Here is a 21,501-nt window from a genome sequence, read left to right on the forward strand (position 1 = left end):
TCCAATTATTGGCGGGTTTTCTTGGTTTATCGGTGTTTTATGTTATACTTTTCTTTTTAAATATAAACAAAAAGAGTGGAATGATATCCCGATAGAGATCGAGCCATTTATTACAATCATGGTTCCTGCTCATAATGAAGAAATTGTTATTGAAAATACAATAGAATACTTAATGACCAAAATAAACTATGAACATTATGAAGTATTAGTAACAGATGATGGTTCTACCGACAGTACACCTGAAATATTAGCTCGGCTACAAAAAAAATATTCCAAGCTACGAGTAATTCGAATTGAAAAGAATAAGGGGAAAGCACATGCTTTCAATATCGGTATGGGATTTGCCAAGGGAAAATTGATTCTGAGCAATGATGCAGATACAGTCCCAGAACCTGATTCTTTGAATATGTATGTCAACTATTTTCTTCGTCAAGATTCGACAAATATTTCTGCAGTTACAGCCAATATGGATGTGCAAAATAGAACGAAGTTGATTGCAAAGTCACAGACAGTCGAATTTTCTAGTATTGTGGGAATCATAAAACGGACACAAAATGGTGTATTAGGAAGTATCTATGCCTACAGTGGGGCAAATACGATGTATCGAAAAGACGCATTGATCGATGTTGGATTGTTCAGGCAAGACCGAGCAACTGAAGATATTAGTATTGCGTGGGATCATCAAATGGATGGTTGGCTTTCCCTTTTTGCTCCACAAATCATGTTTTTTATGGAGGTTCCAGAATCTTTGAGGATGCTTTATCGTCAAAGAAAACGCTGGGCTAAAGGCGGAACAGAAGTTTGGTTGACGAATTTCAAAAAAATAATGTTGCATCCATTTAGAAATATTGGACATACGGTCATGTTCATTGATCAAACTTTCAGTATCGTTTGGTCATTTTTCTTTTGGCTTTCTAGTTTTATTTTTTTATGGAGTTTATTCAAATTTATTTTGGAGAAGAACACGGAAGGAATCTATCACATGTTCACTTTATCTTTCCTTTTTGTTTGCTTTGAAATGATCTCAGGAATTTTTCAATTGGGAGCCTCACTCATCTTGGACGACCAAGGAAGAAAATTCAAGTATTTATTTTTTGCACCATTATATATGTTGCTTTATTGGATGATAAATGCTTTGACGATTGTGACTACCTTTATTCCAGCAATCAAAACAATTCTAGGTTTAGGTTCAGGCACGTGGAAAAGTCCAGAGCGAAAAGGTCCATCGCTTTCAAAAAGGGATTCAACCGATGAAATGGATAGATAAAGTGGATACGCGTGCTTACGAAATTACAAATAAAGAATAGACAAAAAGCAATACATGGAATCCTTAGATAGAATTGTCTGTGTTGCTTTTTTTATAGGAATAATGGATGCAGTAAATAAATTATGTAAACTAAAAATCTAACAAACGGCGTGTTTCTTTTAAGCGATTGGTTATTTCAAAGGAAATAGGAGAAACAAACATTTGCTTTTTACTTGTAAAAAACAAAAATGATTATTTTACTATTAAAATAGCGCTTTAATTTACTTAGAATGATAAAATATAGATATCATATGTTGGAGGAAAGATATGCAAGGAAAATTTAGAGAGTCAAAGTTATTGTTTTGGACAGTCGAAATAGTGTTAACAATTATCGGTGTCTTTTTTATTCTACAGATGCCTCATGTATTTAAGCCAGTTTTAAACATGCTCTCGGCAATTTTATTACCCTTAATTGTCGCAGGTTTTTTTTATTATATGTTTAATACTGTTGTCTTATTTTTAGAAAAACATCATGTATCTAGGGTTTACGGTTATTTACTTACATTGGTTTTTCTCATCATATTAGTCGTGCTAGCGATTATGAATGTCATCCCGCAACTAGTAGAACAAGCGATTCAATTAACGAAAAATCTTCCTTTATATGCGGAAGAAACCAGTCAATGGCTAAACGAGTTAAGTCAGCGAGAAGAGTTTAAAGGGATCAATCTCGAAGAACAGTTCGCTACTGCCAATCTATCTCTTAGTAATATCTTTAATCTTATTTTGGTTAGTTTAACAAGTAGTGTCTCAAAATTGATTTCCTTCATGATGCAATTTTTCATTCTGTTATTTACAGTACCATTCATCTTGCTGTTTATGTTTAAAGACGGTCATAAGTTTATTGATGCCTTATCTCATTTCTTTCCACAGAGCATTCGCGGAGAACTGAGACAAACAGTCAAAGAATTGAATGAAACTTTGTCAGCTTATATTAGTAGCACCATGCTTGATGCTGTCATTATTGGTGTGTTGAGTTTTATCGCAATGGTTTTGATCAATCAGCCATATGCTTTATTATTAGCTGTTATTTGCGGGATTACTAATATCATTCCATATGTTGGTCCATTTATTGGTGCGATTCCAGCAGTGCTTGTTGCATTGTTTGTTTCCCCGTGGCAAGCATTATATGTAGCAATCGCAATCTTAATTATTCAGCAACTAGATGGCAATCTTATCAAACCATTATTATTTGGCAAAACGATGAATATTCATCCTTTAACGATTATTTTAGTTTTGATAGGTGCTGGAAGTGTTGCTGGTATCATGGGAATGTTGATTTGTATTCCTGTTTACGGAGTGATGAAAACATTGATCTTGAATATTAGAAAAATCTACCTGCTAAAAAAATTTGAATCGACATCCGATCAAATCATCGACGGGAATAAGTCTAAGAGATAAAAAATTAAACACGGTCAGACCATTGGATCATAAATTTTGTTGATTCGATGGTATTTTTTATCTTGAAATCCATTTGTCCGTGATCATTGCTGTTGTGTTTATTATTCTTAGATTTGTAGCAAGTGCTGGATTAACAAATCAAATAATGCAAAAGAGCAAATAGCTAAACTATTACTCGGTCGTTTAAAAATAAAGATGAACTAACCAAATTGGTTCTTGCTAGATTAGGCATTGCAGGAGCTCTATTAAATACTAGCTAGAATTTCTTCCAGCTAGTATTTAATCCTTGAATCTTCATTTTTTACATTTTTCTTCAGTTTGTTCATTAAGAAACTTGAATATTTAAAAATTTCCTAGCCAGATAAATGATTTGAACATGATTGAACATGCAACCTTTTATGTCTTCTTGTCTACAATCAAGGGTATTAAATTCACAAGTTGAAAAATTTATTTTGTTTAAATTCGTCTGAAATAAGTTTGCTTGATTTAAACTGCAAGCAGTAAAAATAGTCTTACTCAATGAGCTTTCAACTATATCTGAGTCATCCATAATACAATTGTTGAAAACGATAGTTTTTAGTTTAGAATCGCTTAAATTTGCGTAGTTCATCAAACAATCTGTAAATGTAACATTTCCTAAATGACTTCCAATAAAATTTGTACCTATCATTTTACAATTATCAAATTTCACTCGATGAATCATAGATGCATTGAAATCACAATTTGAAAAATCACAGTCTACAAATATACAATCAGTTATTTCTAGTCTATTAAATGAATTTTCTTCAAATATAACTTTTTCAAAAAAACAATTTTCAATTACTGGATGCTCAATTTGTTGGTTTTCGATAATTTCTTTCGTAATAAATAATTTCTCCAATATAAAATCTTCATTTTCATAAATTTGAAAAAACGAACCTTGAGCGAAACTTGATCGATTAAGTTTTGGTTCAATCATGTGATGTCCTCCTAAATATAGTATGGGGTTAATAGTACAGGAACTATTGAATAATTCATTAATAAAAAATGAGAGGTTTTAAGTGAGTTATAGATAACGATAGCACTATTAATAGACGAAAAGTGATTAGAATTCGCTTGTGCAACACAAACCGGAGCTAATTCACATGAAAATTTTAGAAATTAAAAAGAATAAAAGAAAACGATGTTCGAAAATCTTTAGCGATGGGGAGAATTGGAGAAACATATCAAGCATAAGTTTTATGCGTAATGTATTGAGAAAGAAAACAGATAAAAATCATAAAAAAAGTGTCTGTAAAAACTTTAAAACAGTAATAAAGTGCGTAGTAGATGTGGCAAATTAGTAAATTATAAGTAGCGAAAATTGGTGGTATTAAATAATGAATAGGGAGATATAGTCCAACTATGTAAAAAAAACACGCGGACCACTCTATAGCAAATAGCCTATAAAGTGGTCCGCGTGTTTAATTATTTGTGGTTTGCTATACCTTTTTATACCTAATAAAGAAGCTGGCTACCAGTTATATTAACAAAATAGATCCGCAAATCAAAACAATCGAGAAAAATTTGATACGAAATTTGTGATAGGGTCGTTCTTTTTATTGAATCATTTCATATTGTTTGGTATTTGAAAATTTTCTTGTATGTTTTGCTAGGGGGAATCTATTCGTCGATCATTTTTCCATTTACGATGAAGATAATATTATTGTTAGGTACATAACCCTCATTAGAGAAGTATGTTTTAAAAAGGTCTATTTTGAAAAATAATCTCTACGTATCAAAATGATAGAAGAAATTACTGACAAAATCAAAGCAATAGCGGTGATAGTTTCCCAAGCAAACGATCTATTCTGTGTAAAAGGTAAAGGAACATTCATACCGTAAAAACTAAAGACGATTGTTGGAATTGTTAGAATAACAGAAACAATCGTTAAAATCTTCATAATACTATTTGTATCATTTGATATTAAGGAATAATAAGAATCCGTCATTTCATTGATGATTCGATTAGATATCTCCGCCATATCCATGCCTTGCTCAAGTTCAATGATCAAGTCATCTAATAAGTCATGATCTTCATCATAAAGTTTAAGGTATTTACCACTACGAATCTTGTTGATCACCATAAAATTGGATTTCAAAGACATGATGAAATAGATCAAGCTTCGTTCGATTTTCATCAAGAGTAAGAGTTCTTTATTTTTTGGTGTTGAACCTAAGGCTTGTTCGATCGAAGTTCGTTGACGGTTCAGTACACGTAGATAGTCCAGGAATCGCTTAGAAATCTGCAACATCCAATGTAGCACAAAAGCGGTTTTATACTTCGGATTCAACGTATTCGAAGCTAATAAAGGCGTCAACTCTTCACGCATTTTTTTGTTACTGAAATTAGTAATAATGACTCGTTTATTAATGATAAAAGTCATAGGACCAGAGGAATAGTCGGCAATATCTGATTCATCTTTATACGGTAGATCGTAGATAATTAACAAAGTGCCGCTAGCATAATCTTTTTCGATCCGAGCACTTTCGTCTTTGTCTAAAGCATAGGAAAGAAAATCGTTAGGAATATCATACTGTTCTGTGAGGGTCTTTAATTGAAGATGATTGATATCGTTAAGATCTATCCAAGTGGTTGGTGTTGAGGTAGTTAGTAATTCCATTATTAAAACCTCCTAGTTCATATTATAGGAAATACAGCCACCTCCATTTTATTCTTTCATAAATAAAAGTCAAGTTCTAATTATTAGATAGCTAATTGTTAGTTTTTTATGTTTTCTGTTTGACATTTCTTTTACGAGCGTGTATATTCTTTTTGAATAGTTAGATATCTAATTTTTTAGTAAAGGATGATTTTTTTTTGGATAAAATGATTATTTCGAATTTGATGCGTTCCATCATGAACAAATCTCGTGAATCAATGGAACAACGTACTAAAGACATGAATATTAGTCCTCAACAAGGGCGGATGATCTCCTATATTGCACAAAATGAAGACAAGGGATTGATCCAAAAAGATTTAGCGGAAGTATTTCAACGTCGTGGTGCAAGCATCACTAGCATGCTTCAAGGCTTAGAGAAAAAAGGCTACATTGAACGGCGGATCCCCAAGGACAACGAGCGGCAAAAAAATATTTACGCACTACCTAAAGGTAAAGCTTTGGTTGATCAAACAAATGAAGCTTTTTATGCGGCAGAAAAAGAATTAGTACACGCATTGAGTGAAGAAGAAGTTCAACAATTAACAAAGTTACTAAGAAAAATCGATCGTAGTCTTTAAACAGCAAGCAGAGAATAACTGCTTGTAACTAAATAGTTAGATAGCTAATATTTATAAACCTAACAAAAGAAGGAATGAATTGTCATGGAAGATTTTGAAATGAATGAATCAAATATTTACTACTTAAAAGAAAGTCCAATTCGAAAATCGATTGTTCATTTATCGATTCCGATGATGGTCGGTATCTCGGCGACCACAATCTATAATTTGATCAATGCTTATTTTATTGGATTAATCCATGACACAAATATGATGTCGGCGATTACTTTAGCGATGCCAATCACGCTCATATTAATGGCTGTTGGAAATATGTTCGGTGTGGGTGGTGGAACGTTCATTACTCGTTTATTAGGTAGCGGTGATACTAAAAAAGGTCAAAAAGTTGCTGGTTATTCTTTCTATGCAAGTATCATTTTGGGCATAATTATCGGGATCATTGCCATCATCTTTATGAAACCATTTGTTCATTTGCTTGGTGCAGATAGTCAAACTATACTTTATACAACACAGTATTCAACGATTCTATTTGCTGGTGGTGCAGCTTTTATCTTAAACTTTGCCTTGGAACAATTAGTTCGTTCAGAAGGCGCATCAAAAGAATCGATGTACGGTATGTTTATCAGTGTTGCTGTTAGTATTGTATTGGATGCGTTGTTGATTTTGGTGTTTAATCTGCACGTGATCGGTGCGGGAATTTCGATTGTGCTTGCGAATATTGCTTCAAGTACTTATTATGTCTGGTTTTTAGAAAATAAGAGTGATTCCTTGAAGGGATTTTTGAAACACTTCAAAATTTCAGTTAAGGATCAACTAGAAGTCTATAAAATCGGTGTATCAGAATTATTCAAATCAGCTTTTATGATTGTTACAACTTTATTATTGAATAATTTTTCTGCTGAATATGGTGACAATGTTGTTGCCAGTTTTGGTATTGCTGTTCGCATAACTCAATTGCCCGAATTTTTAACAATGGGGTTATTTTTAGGAGCAATGCCATTATTCGCTTACAGTTTCTCTGCACATAACACAAAACGTCTAAAAGAAGCATTGAAGGAAGTTTCTTTATGGATTGGAGGAATTTCAATTGTCTTTGCGCTTGTTGCCTACCTACTCCGTGTACCAGTTTTGAGCTTATTTACCAGTGATCCTCGTGTAATTCAAGTAGGTCTTACCATTTTAATCGCACAATTAATTTCTTCTGTCTTTAACGGTTTTTCTGGGTTATTCACGGGAATTTTTCAAGCATCTGGTTTAGGGGCTCAAACAGGTGTGATGTCAACGATCCAAGGAACATTCTTTATCCCTGTTGTTCTATTATTACATCATTTCTATGGTTTGAACGGTTTGATCTGGTCAATGACTATTACAGAGGGGATTGCCTTTGTCGCTGGTATTATTATGATAATTCCTTACTTGAATAAACTAAATAAAGATGAATTACCAGTAATGCAAAAGCAATAAGAAGTCCAAAATATATTTTTCATTAGAACTCAATCATCTATACCGGTGACTGGGTTCTTTTTAGTAGAAAGTAATAAATGTTGATAAATAAGCAATCATTTTATTTTATGGAAGTGAATGAAACAACTAATTCCGCAGAACGTAAAACTTCTGCGTATATCCATCTTCCATTTTGTGAGCATATCTGTTATTACTGTGACTTCATTAAAATATCTGGTGTTTTTTTATAACATTTAAAACAAGTGGCAATTATTATTAAAACAGTACTTTTTATGATGTATCTAATCAATAACTGTGTTATTGATTTATAGTTTTATTGTCATATTAGACAAATATTAACTTTGGAGGATACATAATGAAAAAGAAATATCTAGGTTTGAAAGTGTGGGTTAGTGTAATAGCAGTAACTTTTGTTTTGTCCATTGTAGCAACAAGTGGCAGTATGATTGTATCAGCAAATGAGTTATTTCTAGATGAAACTCAGAATAGTGAAAGCTACTTTAATGATGAAGACTTGGCAATTTATTACTCGAAAGAAGAAAAAAATTCCGAACTAGCTCTTGAAAAAATCAAGGAAAAGTATGGAGACGTGCAACCTAAATTTAACGAAGATGGAGAAATATTATTAACGCCTGAAGATGAATTAAGAATGGAACAAGCAATCAGTCAGTATTTAGCAATGACTGGATTCAATCCAAGAATGCGAGGCGTAGGGAAAAACTGGTGGAATTCAACTGGTTTTGTTGCTGGTGTTATTGATGTAGGATTAATAGCAATTGGATTATGGACGGCTGCAAGCAATTTTGGAGCGGTAAGAACGTTATTAAGAAACAATCGCAAAAATATTACTAGAATGGTTGAAAAACAGATTCTTTCAAAAGTAGGAATTGGCGTAGGGGGATTCTTAAATAGTATGATTGACATAGCATTAGTTATTTCTGGTGCTTCGGTTGGGGGGATTTTAGCAGAAGGTTTGGATCGTGCTGATGGAAAGAACGACAATTATATTTTAGCATAATAGGAGCATACTTGGATGCGTAAAAAGACAAAAGAAAAAATCAATCGTTTGATTAATATAGGCATATTTTGCTCGATTATCATGGCTATTTTCTCAGTCATCTTACTTCTTCAAAAAAGATATTTTTGGGCATTTTTGAGTATGATTGGAATGATTGTCGGTATTGCTTCTTTTTGGAATTTAAAAAAAGAAATGAAGTTGATTAAAGAAGGTGATTCTTATGATAATAATTGAAGGCTACGTTAAGCAGAGACAGATAAAAACATCGGAGGAATTACATGACTGAGAAAGAACAAGTTCAAAAAATCGTAAAAAAATACAATAAGAGTATTGCTGATCTATCCGAAAATGCCACAGCGAAAGAATTTAAAACAGTGATGAACTATATAGCAGATGAGGCAAATCGTAAGCAGCGAAAATTAGTGGGATTGGATAAATAAAAAATCGATTGATATGTTCCTGATTTAAAAAAGCCCAACCCACTTTATAGGCTAATTTCTATAAAGTGGATTGGGCTTTTTTTTATTGTTTACGTCCGCTGTAATGTTTTTCTAATGAATAAACGAGCAGACTGCCAACTAAAATATTAGCGAAATATACCAGTAAGGCAGAATTATCGAGAAAAAAATTTGATACTAAAAAAGTAGCGACAATTAGAAAAGTAAAAATGAGTATTTTTTTTTTAGCTAGACCACGTTTTATGCAAGTGTATAAAAACAAGCAGCTACCAATAAAAGTAAGTGTAATCCAGACAGACTTTGGAAAATCAGATAGGGTGACAAAACCTATATTAGAGCCGAGGATTAAGATAATACTTATGACCAACAAATTTCTATTCTTCAATAATATCCCTCAATCTATTTTAAAATGTACCGCTGACGATATTTGGAAAAATTCCGTTCATTTCGACTCCTAAATAGACACCCTGTCCATTCGAAGCTGCTTGGATAACTTGATAGGTAAACCCAGCTAAACTTGGGAAGCCTAAAACTCCTACAGCAGCTGCTATGGCAGTTCCAACTGGACCAAGAGAAATTGTTCCTAATCCAACTAATGCTGCATAGATAGCGGATGGACCGATAAGTGCTGCTGAGTAAAGTGCAGAAACTACATCAGCATGAGTGAAATATACTTTGCTCCCTTTAACATACATTCTGGATTGAATATTGGAAGTTTCGTTATCCCAAGAGATTGCTGGAGCTTTTAACATGGAATCAATTGTAACGATATCATCATCAGTAAAACCATATTCTGTTTTTAATGTATCATAATCAATTGATAAAGCAAGCTGATTATGATTGAAATAGAAGTATGGATATATATGAGTTAATTTGTTCATAAAAAGTTGTTGTTGTGAATTAAGATCTAAGGTAAAAGAATCCATGTTTGAAAGCTGAATACCATTAGAATCTACGACAGCTAAATCATCTGCATTTACAACTAGACTAGCACTACTTAGAAGTGAAAAACCTAACATTGATGTTGCGGCTAAACCAATAAATCCTTTTCTCATCATTTTATTTATCCTCTTTTCTTATGTAAATTTATTTAACTCCAGTTGTTTGCCAAGCGCCGTCGAGTAATAATTCAGGATATGTTTCCATAAAATAACCTCCTTCATATAATGGTTGTTTGCAAAGTAATTATATAAGTAAATTTCTCATCAGATTATTTTGCATAGTAATTCGTCAAAAAAGTATTTTTAAATAGAGTAAAATGATTTAAAATTTTACAAAAAGGGAGGGGTTTGTATGGAGCATAATGAACTATTGAAACTTTTACGAAAAGAAAGGAATTTTACCCAAGAAAAGCTGGCTGAAGGGATTTCACATAGAAATACATTGTCTTCTTTTGAAAATGGGGGAATTAAAATAAGTTTTACTATTTTATTGAAATATCTTAAAAGACTAAATATTAGCTTAGAAGAATATGAATTCATATTGAATGAATCTGTTAACAATAAAGAATATCGAGTGAAGTTTTCTGATGGAATGTTTTCTAAAATAGTTTATTTGAAAGAAATGAAACGTGTACCAAGATTGAAAGCAGGTACTGTATGAAGAAAAAATGGTTAGCTTTATTGTTGTTACATTTAGCGTTTTTTTTAGGTGCTTGCTCAAATAATAATGAGGAACAAACAACATTTTCCGCTACTGAAAGTGCTGTTAAGATGAAACCTGTCGATGGTATTGAAAAAACTAACGATACAGTCGATAGTAGTCAAGTTTCAGAAACGAAAAGTTCTGCTTCAAAAATGGTTACAGTTGAAAAAAGTAAAAAAACAGATAATGAGTTACTGCAAAAATATGGTGAAGCTTATGCAAATTTTTCTAGTATCAATGATCGAAACGAAAAATTAAAAAAACTGATGACGAAAGAATGTATTCAAAAAAATGGCATTGATGTTAAAACCGCACTAAAACTTCAAAGCAGTGGGAAAGTAACTTCAATTTATCAAAATAACAAGGAAGAATATGCTGTACTGCTCGATTGTGTACAAAATGGTTCAAAAATTCGTATTATGTTATTAGTGAAAGTTAAAGATAATAAGATTTCAGAAATGACTTATAACACGCTAAAACAAGAATATTAAATAACGAAATTATTTAATATGATTATGAATCCTTATGATATAATATTACTATATTCTTAGGAGGATAAATGACATGAAAAAATGGTTGCTATTGTTAGTTGCAATGTTTAGCATGATTACATTAGGTGCTTGTGGGTCAAAAATGGATAAAACAGCAGAAGAATTTAAAAATAAAATTATTGAGGAAGAATCATATAAAGATAAAAATAAAGAAGAAAATTTTAGTTTTTTGATATATGAAGATAAAGATAGTAATAGATATTTAGCGGACGTTTGGGTTCCTGCTAATAACAAAGATAGTGCTTTAGAATACTATTATTTTTATGATGAAAATAAACGACTCGATTCTTCAAGAAGTGAAGTATCTTTTAATGATATGAAATCAAGTGGTAATTATGAAGTAATCTACAAATCAGGAAAGTTTAAATAGAGTCAAAATGAATAATAAAAATACTTAAGCTGGAAATTGTTCGGTAATTTTAGTTAAAAGTAAGGGATATGTGCGATTTAAGTTCGTATTTAGGACATTGCTATTTTAGCAGTGTCTTTTTTGTTGTTAGAAATGATTGGGAGGGCGTTGAAAACATTGGAGCAATTAGAAAAAACGTATGACGTTATGATTGATCGAAGTCGCTTGATCGAATTAGGTTTTAAGCCAAGTCAAGCTTCAAAAATTATTCGAGAAGCTAAAGAATATCTAGCTAACGTCGAAGGAATAAAATTTTATAGTGGAAGACAAGTAGCTGTTGTTCCTGCAAGGATTATCCAGAAGCTATTTTATATTGAAATTGGGTAGGTGAAATTTTGGCTAGAGAAAAAAATATTTATAAAGATAAAAAAACGAAGAAATGGTTTTTTCGAGCGTATTTAGGATATGATACGAACGGGAAAAAAATTCAAAAAACTAGACGTGGTTTTAAAACACAAAAAGAAGCAAAGATTGCATATGATAGATTTATGCTAACTCATGAATTTAATCGACCGATTACTGAACTAATGTCGAATACTAATAAAATGACATTTGAAGATTTTTATAAAATTCGTTTTGTTAAATGGTATGAAAAGCAAGTGAAAAGTCAAACATACGAAAACTCTCAATATATCTACGAGAACAAGCTTAAATATTTTTATCATATTCCTTTAGAAGATATAACAATGCAGGATATTGAGGACTGGATGTTTGAATTGAGTAAAACAACAACTAGAAATTCAAGAATAGAATCTCCCATTCAGACATTATCTAGTTCTTATATCAATCGAATTAGAGGACACTTAAAAATTGTATTGGATAGAGCATTAAGAGAAGGCTTAATACAATCAAATCCTATTGATGATGTTTCTAAAATTCCTATTGAGAACCATAAAGTTGAATTTTGGGAGTTAAAAGAATTTCAAAAGGTACTAGATGTTATTCCAAACAACAAAATACAATTTCATCATAGAAGGATTGTTTATGAGTTACTTTTTTATACTGGAATGCGCATTGGTGAATTACAAGCATTAACGTGGAATAATGTTAACTTCAAAAAAAATACTATTACAATAGATAAAACACTTATTTATAAGACAAAAAATGATTGGTATCTATCAACGCCTAAAACAAAGAATGCTTATCGTACGATTGGCATAGGAAAAGAGCTTTCTGAAAAGCTAAAAAAATGGCACACATTGCAAGAAGGGATTGGTAATTTTGACTATGTTTGTCAACTGGATGGAACTTTTACACCAAGCTATTCATTTTCTAATTGGCTAAAGTCTTATGCAAAAGAAGCAAATGTAAAACCTATAAAGTTGCATGCGTTAAGACATTCGCATGTAGCTTTTTTAATTGAACAAAATATACAACCACTAATTATTCAAGAAAGGTTAGGACATGCTACCATTCAAATTACTTTAGGAACATACGGGCATTTATATGCTAAATCTGATGAAAAAGTGGTACAACTTATTGATCGAGTGCAGTAGGGGCTGTTATATGCAAGGAAATCTAGTATATTTTGAATATCTCAGTCTACAAATTTTCTACCAAAAGCGTCTTTTTAGACGCTTTTTTTATGTTATTTTATTTTTTCTACCACATTTTTCTACCATAAAAAATAATAAAACTACTAATATAGTAATGATTATTTGATTTGCTAAAAATAGATATTACAGGAGAGAGTAAAAAAATGAGTGGGAAATCACAAAAAATATTTCTAATTTCTTTATTGTAACTATAAAGCTATGCTTTCTCATATTTTTGTAACTAATTTTAAATAGGTAGATATGATACTATTGGTTTAGATAAAAAAAGAGGCGGGGTAGGTAAGATGAGTAAAAAAGAATTGATAATAGCAGCTATTTCTCCCGAAAAATATGTAAAATTTGACAGAAGAAGTTTAAAACCAATTTACTTGACTGAAACTGATGAAAATATAGGTGCAGTTGTTGAAGAATTAGACCATATGAAAGTTGATAATTTGAAAGAAAAAATTGAATTTATCCCTCCTAATGGTATATCAATCCAACTATCAATAGTTGATGAATGTATTAATAAACTTAAAAAACTTAAAATGTCAGAAGAATTTAGAAAAAATAAAGCAGATAAAATTTTAAAGGAAAGGGTTTATAATAATTCTGAAATTATTTATGAGCAAATATCGCTTGTAGAGATGGCAATTGTATTTGGATATACAGCATTAGAAACTTTTTCAAATCTTAGTATTCCAGAAGATTATGAATACTATTTAGTTAATAACAAACAAATTAAAGAAACTTATAATAGAGAAGCGATTGAACGATGGATACCTTTAGATGAAAAAATCTCAAAGATACTTCCAGAAGTATATGGCACAAGTGATATAAAGAAAAAGAATTTATGGAATCAATTTAAAATTTTTGAAAATTATAGACATGAAATAATTCACCAAAAAAATATTGAAAGAACATCGTTTTATAAAAAGTACTTCAGGAATAACATTTATACTTATTTAAAAGTTCCTCGGCAAATTATTGAGTTTTACTATTCAGAAACAACAAAATTGGGTAAAACTAATCCTTTATGGCCATGGATGGGTGAAGGTACTGAAATAATTCCTTCTATGGGAGGAGCAAAAGAGTTTTTTTCTCAAAGTGAAGTAATTGGTAATCTATTTGAAGGAAAAATGGAGTAAGATCAATTAAAAAAATAGATATTTATTCCAAAATAAAAAATAACCATAAGTTCTTTGAATTTCAAAGAAACTTACGGTCTTTAATAATTCCTACTCTATAGCCTATTAGTTAGTAAGAAAATTCTACACTGATTTATTGGGATTTTTAACAGTATAATTAGATTTGAATTGAGATAAACTGTGACCGGAAATTTGATCAGAAATTTTTATTATAAATGTACTCATATATCAATTCTATTGATATAATTAGTTTGCAAAATATTACGGAGGTGATTGGAGTGCTATTTTATAAAGTTTGCTTACAAGAAAATAAAGAAACTTTGCCTATGTATGAACAATTAGGAAGAACTGATTTTTTAATCGGAAATTGTCCTAATTCATATGCAATTCCATATTCACCAGAATATTTTGCAAAATGGCTAAATAAAAGTCAGATTTTTAGTATTTTTATTCATGACTCAATTAAACAGGCGTTACTAAACAATAATAAGTTTTATCAAATATTTTCGATTAGTGAATCATTAAAGCTAAATATTATTGACTGTCAGTTTAAAAATGTAGAATTGACAGATGTTTTAGAGGGTGAAGACCTCGATGTTGAAATTCTTAATTATGTACTGAAAAATAGAAATTATAGATTGCTTAAAGCTACCTTTAGGTCTGAGAATAATTTAATTATTAGTATAAAACGTAACGGTGTTATAGAGATAGACGAGCGAGTACTTGAAAAAGATACAGAACTTATTAAAAATTTAGTAGATATTCTGAATTTAGGCTGTGGAGTGGTCCTATGAAAGATTCAATAGATAAAAAAAGAATTATATTCACTCGTTAAGAATTTTGTAATTACTATAATAGTGACCCTGATTATTACAAATAGCAATAATTTTATTTTTTCATTTTTAGATAATTTGGGACTAACGAATGATGTTTTTCAAAAAAGTGCATTAAGTGCTTTAGTAGCTTTTGGGATTGGGTCAAACTTATGAAAATGCACAGTACATTTTCGAGAAAAAACTTAAATATTTTTATCGTATTCCTTTAAAAGATATTACAATGCAAGATATAGAGGACTGGATGTTTGAATTGAGTAAAACGATAACAAAAAATGCAAGGGTAGTAGATTCTAACCGAACTTTGTCTAACTCTTATATCAACAGAATCAGAGGACACCTAAAAATTGTGTTAGACCGAGCATTAAAAGAAGGATTAATACAGGTAAATCCTATTGATAATGTTTCTAAAATTCCAATCCAAAATCATAAGGTAGAGTTTTGAGAATTAAAAGAATTTCAGAAGTTAATGAGTTTGATTCCAGATAATAAAGTACAATTTCACCATAGGAGAATTGTTTATGAATTACTTTTCTTTACTGGTATGCGAATAGGTGAATTACAAGCTTTAACATGGTCTAATGTTAATTTTGATAAAAATACAATTACAATCGATAAGACACTCGTGTACAATTCCAAAAATGATTGGTACTTGTCTACGCCCAAAACCAGAAATGCTTATCGCACGATTGGAATAGGCGCAGAACTTGCTGAAAAATTAAAAAATGGCAGAAGTTACAAATGGGCATTGGAAAATTTGATTTTGTTTGTCAGTTAGACGGAACATTTACACCGAGTTATTCATTTGTTAATTGGTTAAAATCTTATGCAAAAGAAGCTAATGTAAAACCTATAAAGCTACATGCGTTAAGACATTCGCATGTAGCTTTTTTAATTGAACAAAATATCCAACCATTAATTATTCAAGAGAGACTGGGACATGCCACCATTCAAATCACTTTAGGAATATATGGGCATTTATGTGCTAAGTCTGATGAAAAAAGTGGTAAAGATTATTGATTGTGTGCAAAAACTTTAATTTAATAGGTACGAGCTTAGATGACAAATAACATTTTTTATATTTATCATTCAAGTGTGTCAACAGATAAATAGTTCATTTTTATTAGTTTATAGAGTATTATTAAATTGTTGAATAACATGTAAATAAAATTATGGAGGAGCAAATGGAAGGACAGACAATTATATCAAATTATAACACTGTTCAAAAAGAACAATTTTTTATAGAAAGATTAGTTGAGGCTAAAAATGAAAATTCGCTTATTTGCTTTATTGGAGCGGGAGTCTCAATATCGCAAGGGTATCCAAATTGGAATCAGTATGTAGAACAACTTATAGATTATTGGAAAGGCCATTTAGATGTACTAACAAGTAAAGAAGAAACAGTTAAAGATAATGTTGAGATGAGTGATATGTTATTTTTAGAATCTTTACAAAGCATGCCCGCGTCCAATAAACGAAAAGTTGATTTAGTAAATTTTTTATTAAAAGAATATTGTGAAACTGGGGAAAGTGAAAAAACATTAGAATTATACCAGGAACATGTTCTTGATTTTGAAAGAAAAATATTTACTGAAACCCAACCTATATTAATTAAAAATGACATTTTAGATGAATTAGTCAAGTTGGAGCCAATTTTTATTACTACTAATTATGATAATCAAATAGAAAAGAGTTATGAACGTTCTACTTCAAAAAAGTCAAAAAAAATAAATAGTATCGAGGAAATTGAGGGTGCTGTTGAATCTAATACTGTAATACATATTCATGGAGTACCTGATGCCGGATGTAACCCGGATTATTTTGTTAGTTCTGCTCGATCATACGCTGGTATATATTTTCTAGGTGATAAGCAAGAAAAAATTTTAGAAATACTTGATGGAAAAGAATCTCCAGTGTTTCTTTTTGTAGGTTGTAGTATGGAGGAAGATGAAATACTGGCGTTGTTGAAAAAAATAAAAGAATCTAGAGTTGGAGGTTTAAAAGCCTATGCTCTTATGAGGTTAGAGGATATTCATTCTATTCCTGTTGCAAATGATAGAAAGAAAAAGATTATAGAAAGTTACTACTTGGATGAACATAATGTTGATATTCTATGGTTTGGAAAAGAGTTTGAAGAATTAGCAAAATTTATAGCAAAATTCGTAACAAAATTTAAAGATAAGAGAAAAAATTCTATAAGCGATCCAGAAAGATTAAGAGGGGTGTTAACCATAAATGATCAATGAAGATACTTTTATTACCGAAGTAAATAGAGCTTTAAAGCGCGGAGATTTTTATATTTTGGATTCATTTTTTTCAGAATATGGGACATATAATGTTAAAAATTTAAATACTGTACTTGACTATTTGACCAAATCACAATTATTTATAGATAATTATATTTGCAACACAATTAAATTCTGTAATTTATGGCATATATTGAACTTTAGATTTGAAGACATAGAAATTAGGATAAGAAATAAAGTTTTTGAAAAAATAAAAGAAATTAGTTTTTGGAATTCTAGCACAGAAATTGAGATTATTTCAATTATTAACAAAATGACTGAAAATATGGATGATGTTGAAAAAATGCAAAAATATCGTGCTTATTTGAAAAAATTTATGAATACACAACATTTTAACCATAGAATTAAAGATAGATTCTTTAATTGTGCGTTTTTACTTGAGATAATTTCAAAAGAAAAGTCACCATTTTTTGACAAAAGACAGACTTTAACTTTTGATTATACACAAGAAACTTTTAATATACTTATTAATATAATTAAAGAGCAAAGCGAAACATGGAAATTTTATGACTTTTCATTTTTGTTAGAGCATACTTCGGTAGGGCTACTAACAAAAATTATTGAGGACCAATCTTTGAAGATTAATGGAGAGACCCGGTACCCTGATGATTTTTTGAAAATCACTATTATTCAAAGAATAATTATAAATATTGATTTAGATGAAAAAGATATACCTGAATGTTTAATAAAAAAAACAAATGAATTAATAGATTGGGATTATAACCTTTATGGAAAAGAAATGAATGATTATGTAAAGAAACATAACGTAGCTATAGAACAAAAATTTATAGATGGTATTGGACCAGTTACAGGAGGATGGGTAAAAACTCATCCATTTATTCCAGTTTCTCCATTAACCAATTTATCTCAAGTAGATGTATTAGTAGATTTATTGAATAAATTTCCTGATTGGGAAACACAGGTATTTAATGATAATTTTTTAAGCGAGCGAAGCAAACAAGGACAGAATGAAGAAATAATTAGAGTTTTAAATACAATAACAAATTGGGAAGAAAATAAACAATTTAATGAAATTTTTCTAGAAAAAGTCATAAACAAACCGATATTGTATACTAATTTAACTCCTTCTATAGCAAAAATGCTGGAGACCGGAATAGAAAATAATTACATTAGTATAAAAACAGCGGAATCCTTTTTAGAAAAAATGAATTTTAAAGATATAACTAATATTTCTTACGAACAGGAAAAAATTATAAAAGTTTTGACTAAAAATAATAAGAGTACTAATGATACAGTCTTCCGTGTATTGTTTGAAGACATTAAACCTAATTTATTAAGTACGGAAAGCATTTTCTTAAATAAAGAAAAAACAGATTTTGTAGAATTAGATGATTTTATTAATACAGATTTAGGAAGGTATTATAGTATTGTCGAGAAAATTGATGAAGATGTATTTAAATTTTATTCAAAGTCTATTAAAGAGGGAATAAATTCTTTGAAAAATCCATATAAAGAATATTTAATGGGACGAAATGTTTATCATATTGAGTTTAATATAGAAACACCGACAAGAAATATGTTTATAGGATTCTGCCATAGATATAATTTGAGAAAAGATGAGAAAATGGATTTTTTCGAAGAAATAGCTATTTCCCTACTTGAAGATAACGCATTTTCAGATGAATTTTGCCAAAATAATATTTTGATTATGTTAATATACAAAATAAACCCACAGGACATAAGAATTACACTAAATAAAAATATAGAGTATAAAGAAAAAATTCTTTATAGATTTTTGGATATTTTATTTGAAAATGAAGACTTTGATAAAAATAGTGAAATAGAAAATTGGATTAAATATTTTCTTAAAAAGGATGTATTTGTAAAAACAGTGACTTCATTTTTATTATTTAACTTAGGGAGTAGTGAAAATGAAACTGCTTCAAGATTTATCGATTTTCTTGAAGCAGCAATAACTAGTGATGGAATAAGGTTAGGTGAATATGAGTTCTCTTATATTCACCAAATGGATGAATATCGTGAATGGCAATTTGATATACTTATTAATGTGATTCAGATTTTATTGCGGAAAAATTATATTGTTGTGAGTCAAAATTTTATAGAGAGTATGTTTATTATTCTTACCCGGCTAAGTCAAAAAAATATGATTGATGGTATAAAAAGGTTACTAAATATACTTGAAAATTATTTGTTAAAAAAAGATTTTATTTATTTGCAAACACAATTTCCTATATAATATTGACATCGATTTAACTTTTTGACAATCAATATATAAACAAGTTATATATGTAAAAAGTTAATAATAATTAAATATACTAATTTTCCAAATTTCTACCATAGTTACTGAAATTCTTATTAAATCAAGATCAATTATAGATTGTTTGTTAAATAAAATGAATATAAAGAACACGGATATCTAAAAAATAGCAATCGTTATCTTGCTGATGTATGGATGCCAGTTAGTGACAAGTAAAGTGCGCTTGAGTATTATTTTTTTATGATGAAAACAAACGGCTAGATTCTTCAAGAAGTGAAGTATCTTTTAATGATATAAAATCAAGTGGTAATTATGAAGTAATCTATAAAACAGGAAAGTTTAAGTAGAGTCAAAGACGAATAGTGAAATTTACTGAAGCCGAAAATCGTTCGGTAATTAATGTGGAAAATATTTGAACATAAAGAGGGCATTGCTATATTAGCAGTGCCCTTTTTTTATGAAAGGAGGTAGGACTACTGCGGTCGTCAGATTTAAACCAGTATTTGCGAAGTTCTTATACAACAATTGATAAAAAAAGTTATTTACGTACGTTTCAAGCGTATTATGATCCAGTCAAGAAAAAAATGAGTAAGAAAAGTGTGAATTGGAAAGCCAAAAGATTTAAAAGTGAAAAACAAGCGTTACGCTATTTAAGAGAGCAGATAAAGGAAGAGTTTCGTACATATGAGATTTTTTCTGACGCGAAGAAATGTGAAACATTTGGTGAACTAACTGCTCTATGGTTGAAGGCTTGGGCACCAACCGTTCGTCAAACAACCGTCCATTATCAAAAAGAAATTTATGCACGTTATTTACAACCGTATTTTACTAATGATCTGCGACTGCAGCAGTTAACTCCTTTATTGGTGGAAGGAATATGGGCGGATATCTTAACTATCCGCTCGAAGCAAACGAAAAGGCTTTTAGAAAAAGCAACCTTAGAAAAGATCCGCTCGTTGCTGAACCAAATCCTTTCTTATGGTTACCGACACGACTTTGTTTTGTTTGATTTGAATAAGGTTGTGTTGAAAATCCCCAATGATCGTAAAATATTAGCGATTCAACGCAGGAAAAAGAAGTTTCTAGAAAAAGAGGAAATCCATACACTTTTACAGGCAATCGATGAGAAATATGAAAGGAATCATGAAATCAATAAGATGGGGAAATTATACTTGGATATGGCAGAATTTCTGATTCGAAATGGGTTGAGAATTGGTGAGTTAAGTGCATTGACGGTTGAGAAAGTTGATTTTCATGCAAAGAAGTTAGTGATTGATGAAGCAGTGGTGGCTGCTGGGAGAACCATTGAACAATACATACGAAATCCACCAAAGACGATTTCCTCCATTCGGGAAATTGATTTAGATGATCGTTCGCTTGCGATTATTCGAAATCGAATTCAAATAAATGAAGCGAGGCAAAAAGAAATGAGGCAACGAGAAACAGGGACTTTTATAAAAAAATATCAAAGAAAGAACCAGACTGCCTATCACAAAAAGGTGAAGGGTGCCGAACGTTTTCTTTTTTCGACTACGATTTTTCAGACGCAAAATGGTACACCAGTTGTTTATCATTCGTTTAACGAATTTATGAATGGTCGTGGTAACAATAAAAAACCAGTAAAATGTGTCAAAGATATCTTAAGAGAAAAATACCCTGCGTTTAATAAACATGTGACTACGCATACTTTTCGCTATACGCATATTTCTCTCTTGGCAGAAACAGGTGTGCCAATCAAAGCTATCATGGATCGAGTGGGTCATTCCAATATGAAAACAACGCTAGAAATCTACAATCAAGTGTCTAGTACAACGAAAGAAAAAGTGATCCAAGAAGTCGATTCTTGGATTTTTTAGTGGATTTGTTTCCCAATTACAGTTAGTATGCTTTTATAAGAGTGGTCGAAAAGAAGGTCGAAAAATGGTACGATTTTTCG

General features: G+C 30.6%; 23 protein-coding genes and 1 pseudogene. 21 read left to right on the top strand and 3 right to left on the bottom strand.

From position 1 onward, the window contains the following. On the top strand, positions 1-1,267 hold a 1,267-nt coding region (locus DOK81_RS07865; RefSeq protein WP_206909862.1), incomplete at its 5' end, for a glycosyltransferase family 2 protein. A gap of 306 nt (positions 1,268-1,573) precedes the next feature. Further along, the gene (locus DOK81_RS07870) at positions 1,574-2,704 is read left to right on the top strand and encodes an AI-2E family transporter (RefSeq protein WP_206909865.1); all 1,131 of its coding nucleotides are present in this window, start codon (positions 1,574-1,576) and stop codon (positions 2,702-2,704) included. A gap of 325 nt (positions 2,705-3,029) precedes the next feature. Here the strand turns inward: DOK81_RS07870 and DOK81_RS07875 are convergent, their stop codons facing one another. Then, entirely contained in the window at positions 3,030-3,662 is a 633-nt protein-coding gene (locus tag DOK81_RS07875; RefSeq protein ID WP_206909867.1) for a pentapeptide repeat-containing protein, read from the bottom strand. Between the two features lie 772 nt (positions 3,663-4,434). Further along, positions 4,435-5,346 (bottom strand): magnesium transporter CorA family protein, encoded by a 912-nt coding sequence (locus DOK81_RS07880; RefSeq protein ID WP_206909869.1) that lies wholly within the window; start codon positions 5,344-5,346, stop codon positions 4,435-4,437. A gap of 197 nt (positions 5,347-5,543) precedes the next feature. Here DOK81_RS07880 and DOK81_RS07885 point away from each other — a divergent pair, with 197 nt between their 5' ends. From DOK81_RS07885 to DOK81_RS07905, 5 genes are all read left to right on the top strand, one after another. Next, positions 5,544-5,963: a MarR family transcriptional regulator gene (locus tag DOK81_RS07885; protein ID WP_206909871.1), complete on the top strand. Its 420-nt coding sequence runs from the start codon at positions 5,544-5,546 to the stop codon at positions 5,961-5,963. An 84-nt stretch (positions 5,964-6,047) separates the two neighbouring features. After that, on the top strand, positions 6,048-7,424 hold the full coding sequence (locus DOK81_RS07890; RefSeq protein WP_206909873.1) for an MATE family efflux transporter: 1,377 nt from the start codon (positions 6,048-6,050) through the stop codon (positions 7,422-7,424). 355 nt (positions 7,425-7,779) lie between these two features. Further along, on the top strand, positions 7,780-8,442 hold the full coding sequence (locus tag DOK81_RS07895) for a hypothetical protein (protein WP_206909875.1): 663 nt from the start codon (positions 7,780-7,782) through the stop codon (positions 8,440-8,442). A gap of 15 nt (positions 8,443-8,457) precedes the next feature. Further along, on the top strand, positions 8,458-8,676 hold the full coding sequence (locus DOK81_RS07900; RefSeq protein ID WP_067484249.1) for a hypothetical protein: 219 nt from the start codon (positions 8,458-8,460) through the stop codon (positions 8,674-8,676). 44 nt (positions 8,677-8,720) lie between these two features. Beyond that, positions 8,721-8,882, top strand: coding sequence for a hypothetical protein (locus tag DOK81_RS07905; protein ID WP_206909877.1), 162 nt, complete (start codon positions 8,721-8,723; stop codon positions 8,880-8,882). 422 nt (positions 8,883-9,304) lie between these two features. On the opposite strand, the gene DOK81_RS07910 is transcribed toward DOK81_RS07905, so the two are convergent. Continuing rightward, positions 9,305-9,958 carry a hypothetical protein gene (locus tag DOK81_RS07910; protein ID WP_206909880.1) on the bottom strand — a complete coding sequence of 218 codons (654 nt, stop codon included), beginning with the start codon at positions 9,956-9,958 and terminating at the stop codon, positions 9,305-9,307. Between the two features lie 235 nt (positions 9,959-10,193). On the opposite strand from DOK81_RS07910, the gene DOK81_RS07915 reads away from it, so the two are divergent. The 14 genes and pseudogenes from DOK81_RS07915 (at position 10,194) to DOK81_RS07965 (ending at position 21,421) form a co-directional block, all read left to right on the top strand. Continuing rightward, positions 10,194-10,502 carry a helix-turn-helix transcriptional regulator gene (locus DOK81_RS07915; RefSeq protein WP_206909908.1) on the top strand — a complete coding sequence of 103 codons (309 nt, stop codon included), beginning with the start codon at positions 10,194-10,196 and terminating at the stop codon, positions 10,500-10,502. Then, positions 10,499-11,035, top strand: coding sequence for an EF0163 family protein (locus DOK81_RS07920; protein WP_206909882.1), 537 nt, complete (start codon positions 10,499-10,501; stop codon positions 11,033-11,035). The genes DOK81_RS07915 and DOK81_RS07920 overlap by 4 nt, the downstream gene beginning before the upstream one ends. A gap of 73 nt (positions 11,036-11,108) precedes the next feature. After that, entirely contained in the window at positions 11,109-11,465 is a 357-nt protein-coding gene (locus tag DOK81_RS07925) for a hypothetical protein (RefSeq protein ID WP_206909884.1), read from the top strand. Between the two features lie 156 nt (positions 11,466-11,621). Beyond that, a complete protein-coding gene (locus DOK81_RS07930) occupies positions 11,622-11,831 on the top strand; it encodes a DUF3173 family protein (protein WP_242589953.1) in 210 nt (69 codons plus the stop codon). Positions 11,832-11,839: 8 nt separating this feature from the next. Next, positions 11,840-13,000, top strand: a complete 1,161-nt coding sequence (locus DOK81_RS07935; RefSeq protein WP_206909886.1) for a tyrosine-type recombinase/integrase — start codon at positions 11,840-11,842, stop codon at positions 12,998-13,000. Positions 13,001-13,344: 344 nt separating this feature from the next. Beyond that, on the top strand, positions 13,345-14,187 hold the full coding sequence (locus tag DOK81_RS07940) for a hypothetical protein (protein ID WP_206909888.1): 843 nt from the start codon (positions 13,345-13,347) through the stop codon (positions 14,185-14,187). A 278-nt stretch (positions 14,188-14,465) separates the two neighbouring features. Further along, the gene (locus DOK81_RS07945) at positions 14,466-14,981 is read left to right on the top strand and encodes a hypothetical protein (protein ID WP_206909890.1); all 516 of its coding nucleotides are present in this window, start codon (positions 14,466-14,468) and stop codon (positions 14,979-14,981) included. A gap of 178 nt (positions 14,982-15,159) precedes the next feature. Next, on the top strand, positions 15,160-15,465 hold the full coding sequence (locus tag DOK81_RS12315) for a phage integrase SAM-like domain-containing protein (protein ID WP_242589954.1): 306 nt from the start codon (positions 15,160-15,162) through the stop codon (positions 15,463-15,465). Positions 15,466-15,489: 24 nt separating this feature from the next. Beyond that, positions 15,490-15,798 carry a site-specific integrase gene (locus tag DOK81_RS12390; protein ID WP_277988520.1) on the top strand — a complete coding sequence of 103 codons (309 nt, stop codon included), beginning with the start codon at positions 15,490-15,492 and terminating at the stop codon, positions 15,796-15,798. Then, on the top strand, positions 15,762-16,040 hold the full coding sequence (locus tag DOK81_RS12395) for a tyrosine-type recombinase/integrase (RefSeq protein WP_277988521.1): 279 nt from the start codon (positions 15,762-15,764) through the stop codon (positions 16,038-16,040). Before DOK81_RS12390 ends, DOK81_RS12395 begins: the two co-directional genes overlap by 37 nt. 164 nt (positions 16,041-16,204) lie before the next feature. Beyond that, positions 16,205-17,266, top strand: coding sequence for an SIR2 family protein (locus DOK81_RS07955; protein WP_206909893.1), 1,062 nt, complete (start codon positions 16,205-16,207; stop codon positions 17,264-17,266). Then, the gene (locus DOK81_RS07960) at positions 17,256-19,544 is read left to right on the top strand and encodes a hypothetical protein (protein ID WP_206909895.1); all 2,289 of its coding nucleotides are present in this window, start codon (positions 17,256-17,258) and stop codon (positions 19,542-19,544) included. The genes DOK81_RS07955 and DOK81_RS07960 overlap by 11 nt, the downstream gene beginning before the upstream one ends. 183 nt (positions 19,545-19,727) lie before the next feature. Next, a pseudogene (locus DOK81_RS12320) lies at positions 19,728-19,912 on the top strand (hypothetical protein); the annotation flags it as partial. A gap of 129 nt (positions 19,913-20,041) precedes the next feature. Beyond that, positions 20,042-21,421 carry a site-specific integrase gene (locus tag DOK81_RS07965; protein ID WP_206909912.1) on the top strand — a complete coding sequence of 460 codons (1,380 nt, stop codon included), beginning with the start codon at positions 20,042-20,044 and terminating at the stop codon, positions 21,419-21,421. The last annotated feature ends 80 nt before the right edge of the window (positions 21,422-21,501 follow it).

This window comes from Enterococcus sp. DIV0660C (genome assembly GCF_017316125.1).
GTDB lineage: Bacteria > Bacillota > Bacilli > Lactobacillales > Enterococcaceae > Enterococcus_B.

What these genes read in the sequence shown, in the direction of transcription:
- DOK81_RS07870 (WP_206909865.1), top strand. Translation starts at nt 1,574, where the DNA reads ATGCAAGGAAAATTTAGAGAGTCAAAGTTATTGTTTTGGACAGTCGAA.
- DOK81_RS07875 (WP_206909867.1), bottom strand. Translation starts at nt 3,662, where the DNA reads ATGATTGAACCAAAACTTAATCGATCAAGTTTCGCTCAAGGTTCGTTT.
- DOK81_RS07880 (WP_206909869.1), bottom strand. Translation starts at nt 5,346, where the DNA reads ATGGAATTACTAACTACCTCAACACCAACCACTTGGATAGATCTTAAC.
- DOK81_RS07890 (WP_206909873.1), top strand. Translation starts at nt 6,048, where the DNA reads ATGGAAGATTTTGAAATGAATGAATCAAATATTTACTACTTAAAAGAA.
- DOK81_RS07895 (WP_206909875.1), top strand. Translation starts at nt 7,780, where the DNA reads ATGAAAAAGAAATATCTAGGTTTGAAAGTGTGGGTTAGTGTAATAGCA.
- DOK81_RS07900 (WP_067484249.1), top strand. Translation starts at nt 8,458, where the DNA reads ATGCGTAAAAAGACAAAAGAAAAAATCAATCGTTTGATTAATATAGGC.
- DOK81_RS07905 (WP_206909877.1), top strand. Translation starts at nt 8,721, where the DNA reads ATGACTGAGAAAGAACAAGTTCAAAAAATCGTAAAAAAATACAATAAG.
- DOK81_RS07910 (WP_206909880.1), bottom strand. Translation starts at nt 9,958, where the DNA reads ATGATGAGAAAAGGATTTATTGGTTTAGCCGCAACATCAATGTTAGGT.
- DOK81_RS07915 (WP_206909908.1), top strand. Translation starts at nt 10,194, where the DNA reads ATGGAGCATAATGAACTATTGAAACTTTTACGAAAAGAAAGGAATTTT.
- DOK81_RS07920 (WP_206909882.1), top strand. Translation starts at nt 10,499, where the DNA reads ATGAAGAAAAAATGGTTAGCTTTATTGTTGTTACATTTAGCGTTTTTT.
- DOK81_RS07925 (WP_206909884.1), top strand. Translation starts at nt 11,109, where the DNA reads ATGAAAAAATGGTTGCTATTGTTAGTTGCAATGTTTAGCATGATTACA.
- DOK81_RS07940 (WP_206909888.1), top strand. Translation starts at nt 13,345, where the DNA reads ATGAGTAAAAAAGAATTGATAATAGCAGCTATTTCTCCCGAAAAATAT.
- DOK81_RS12390 (WP_277988520.1), top strand. Translation starts at nt 15,490, where the DNA reads ATGAGTTTGATTCCAGATAATAAAGTACAATTTCACCATAGGAGAATT.
- DOK81_RS12395 (WP_277988521.1), top strand. Translation starts at nt 15,762, where the DNA reads ATGGGCATTGGAAAATTTGATTTTGTTTGTCAGTTAGACGGAACATTT.
- DOK81_RS07955 (WP_206909893.1), top strand. Translation starts at nt 16,205, where the DNA reads ATGGAAGGACAGACAATTATATCAAATTATAACACTGTTCAAAAAGAA.
- DOK81_RS07960 (WP_206909895.1), top strand. Translation starts at nt 17,256, where the DNA reads ATGATCAATGAAGATACTTTTATTACCGAAGTAAATAGAGCTTTAAAG.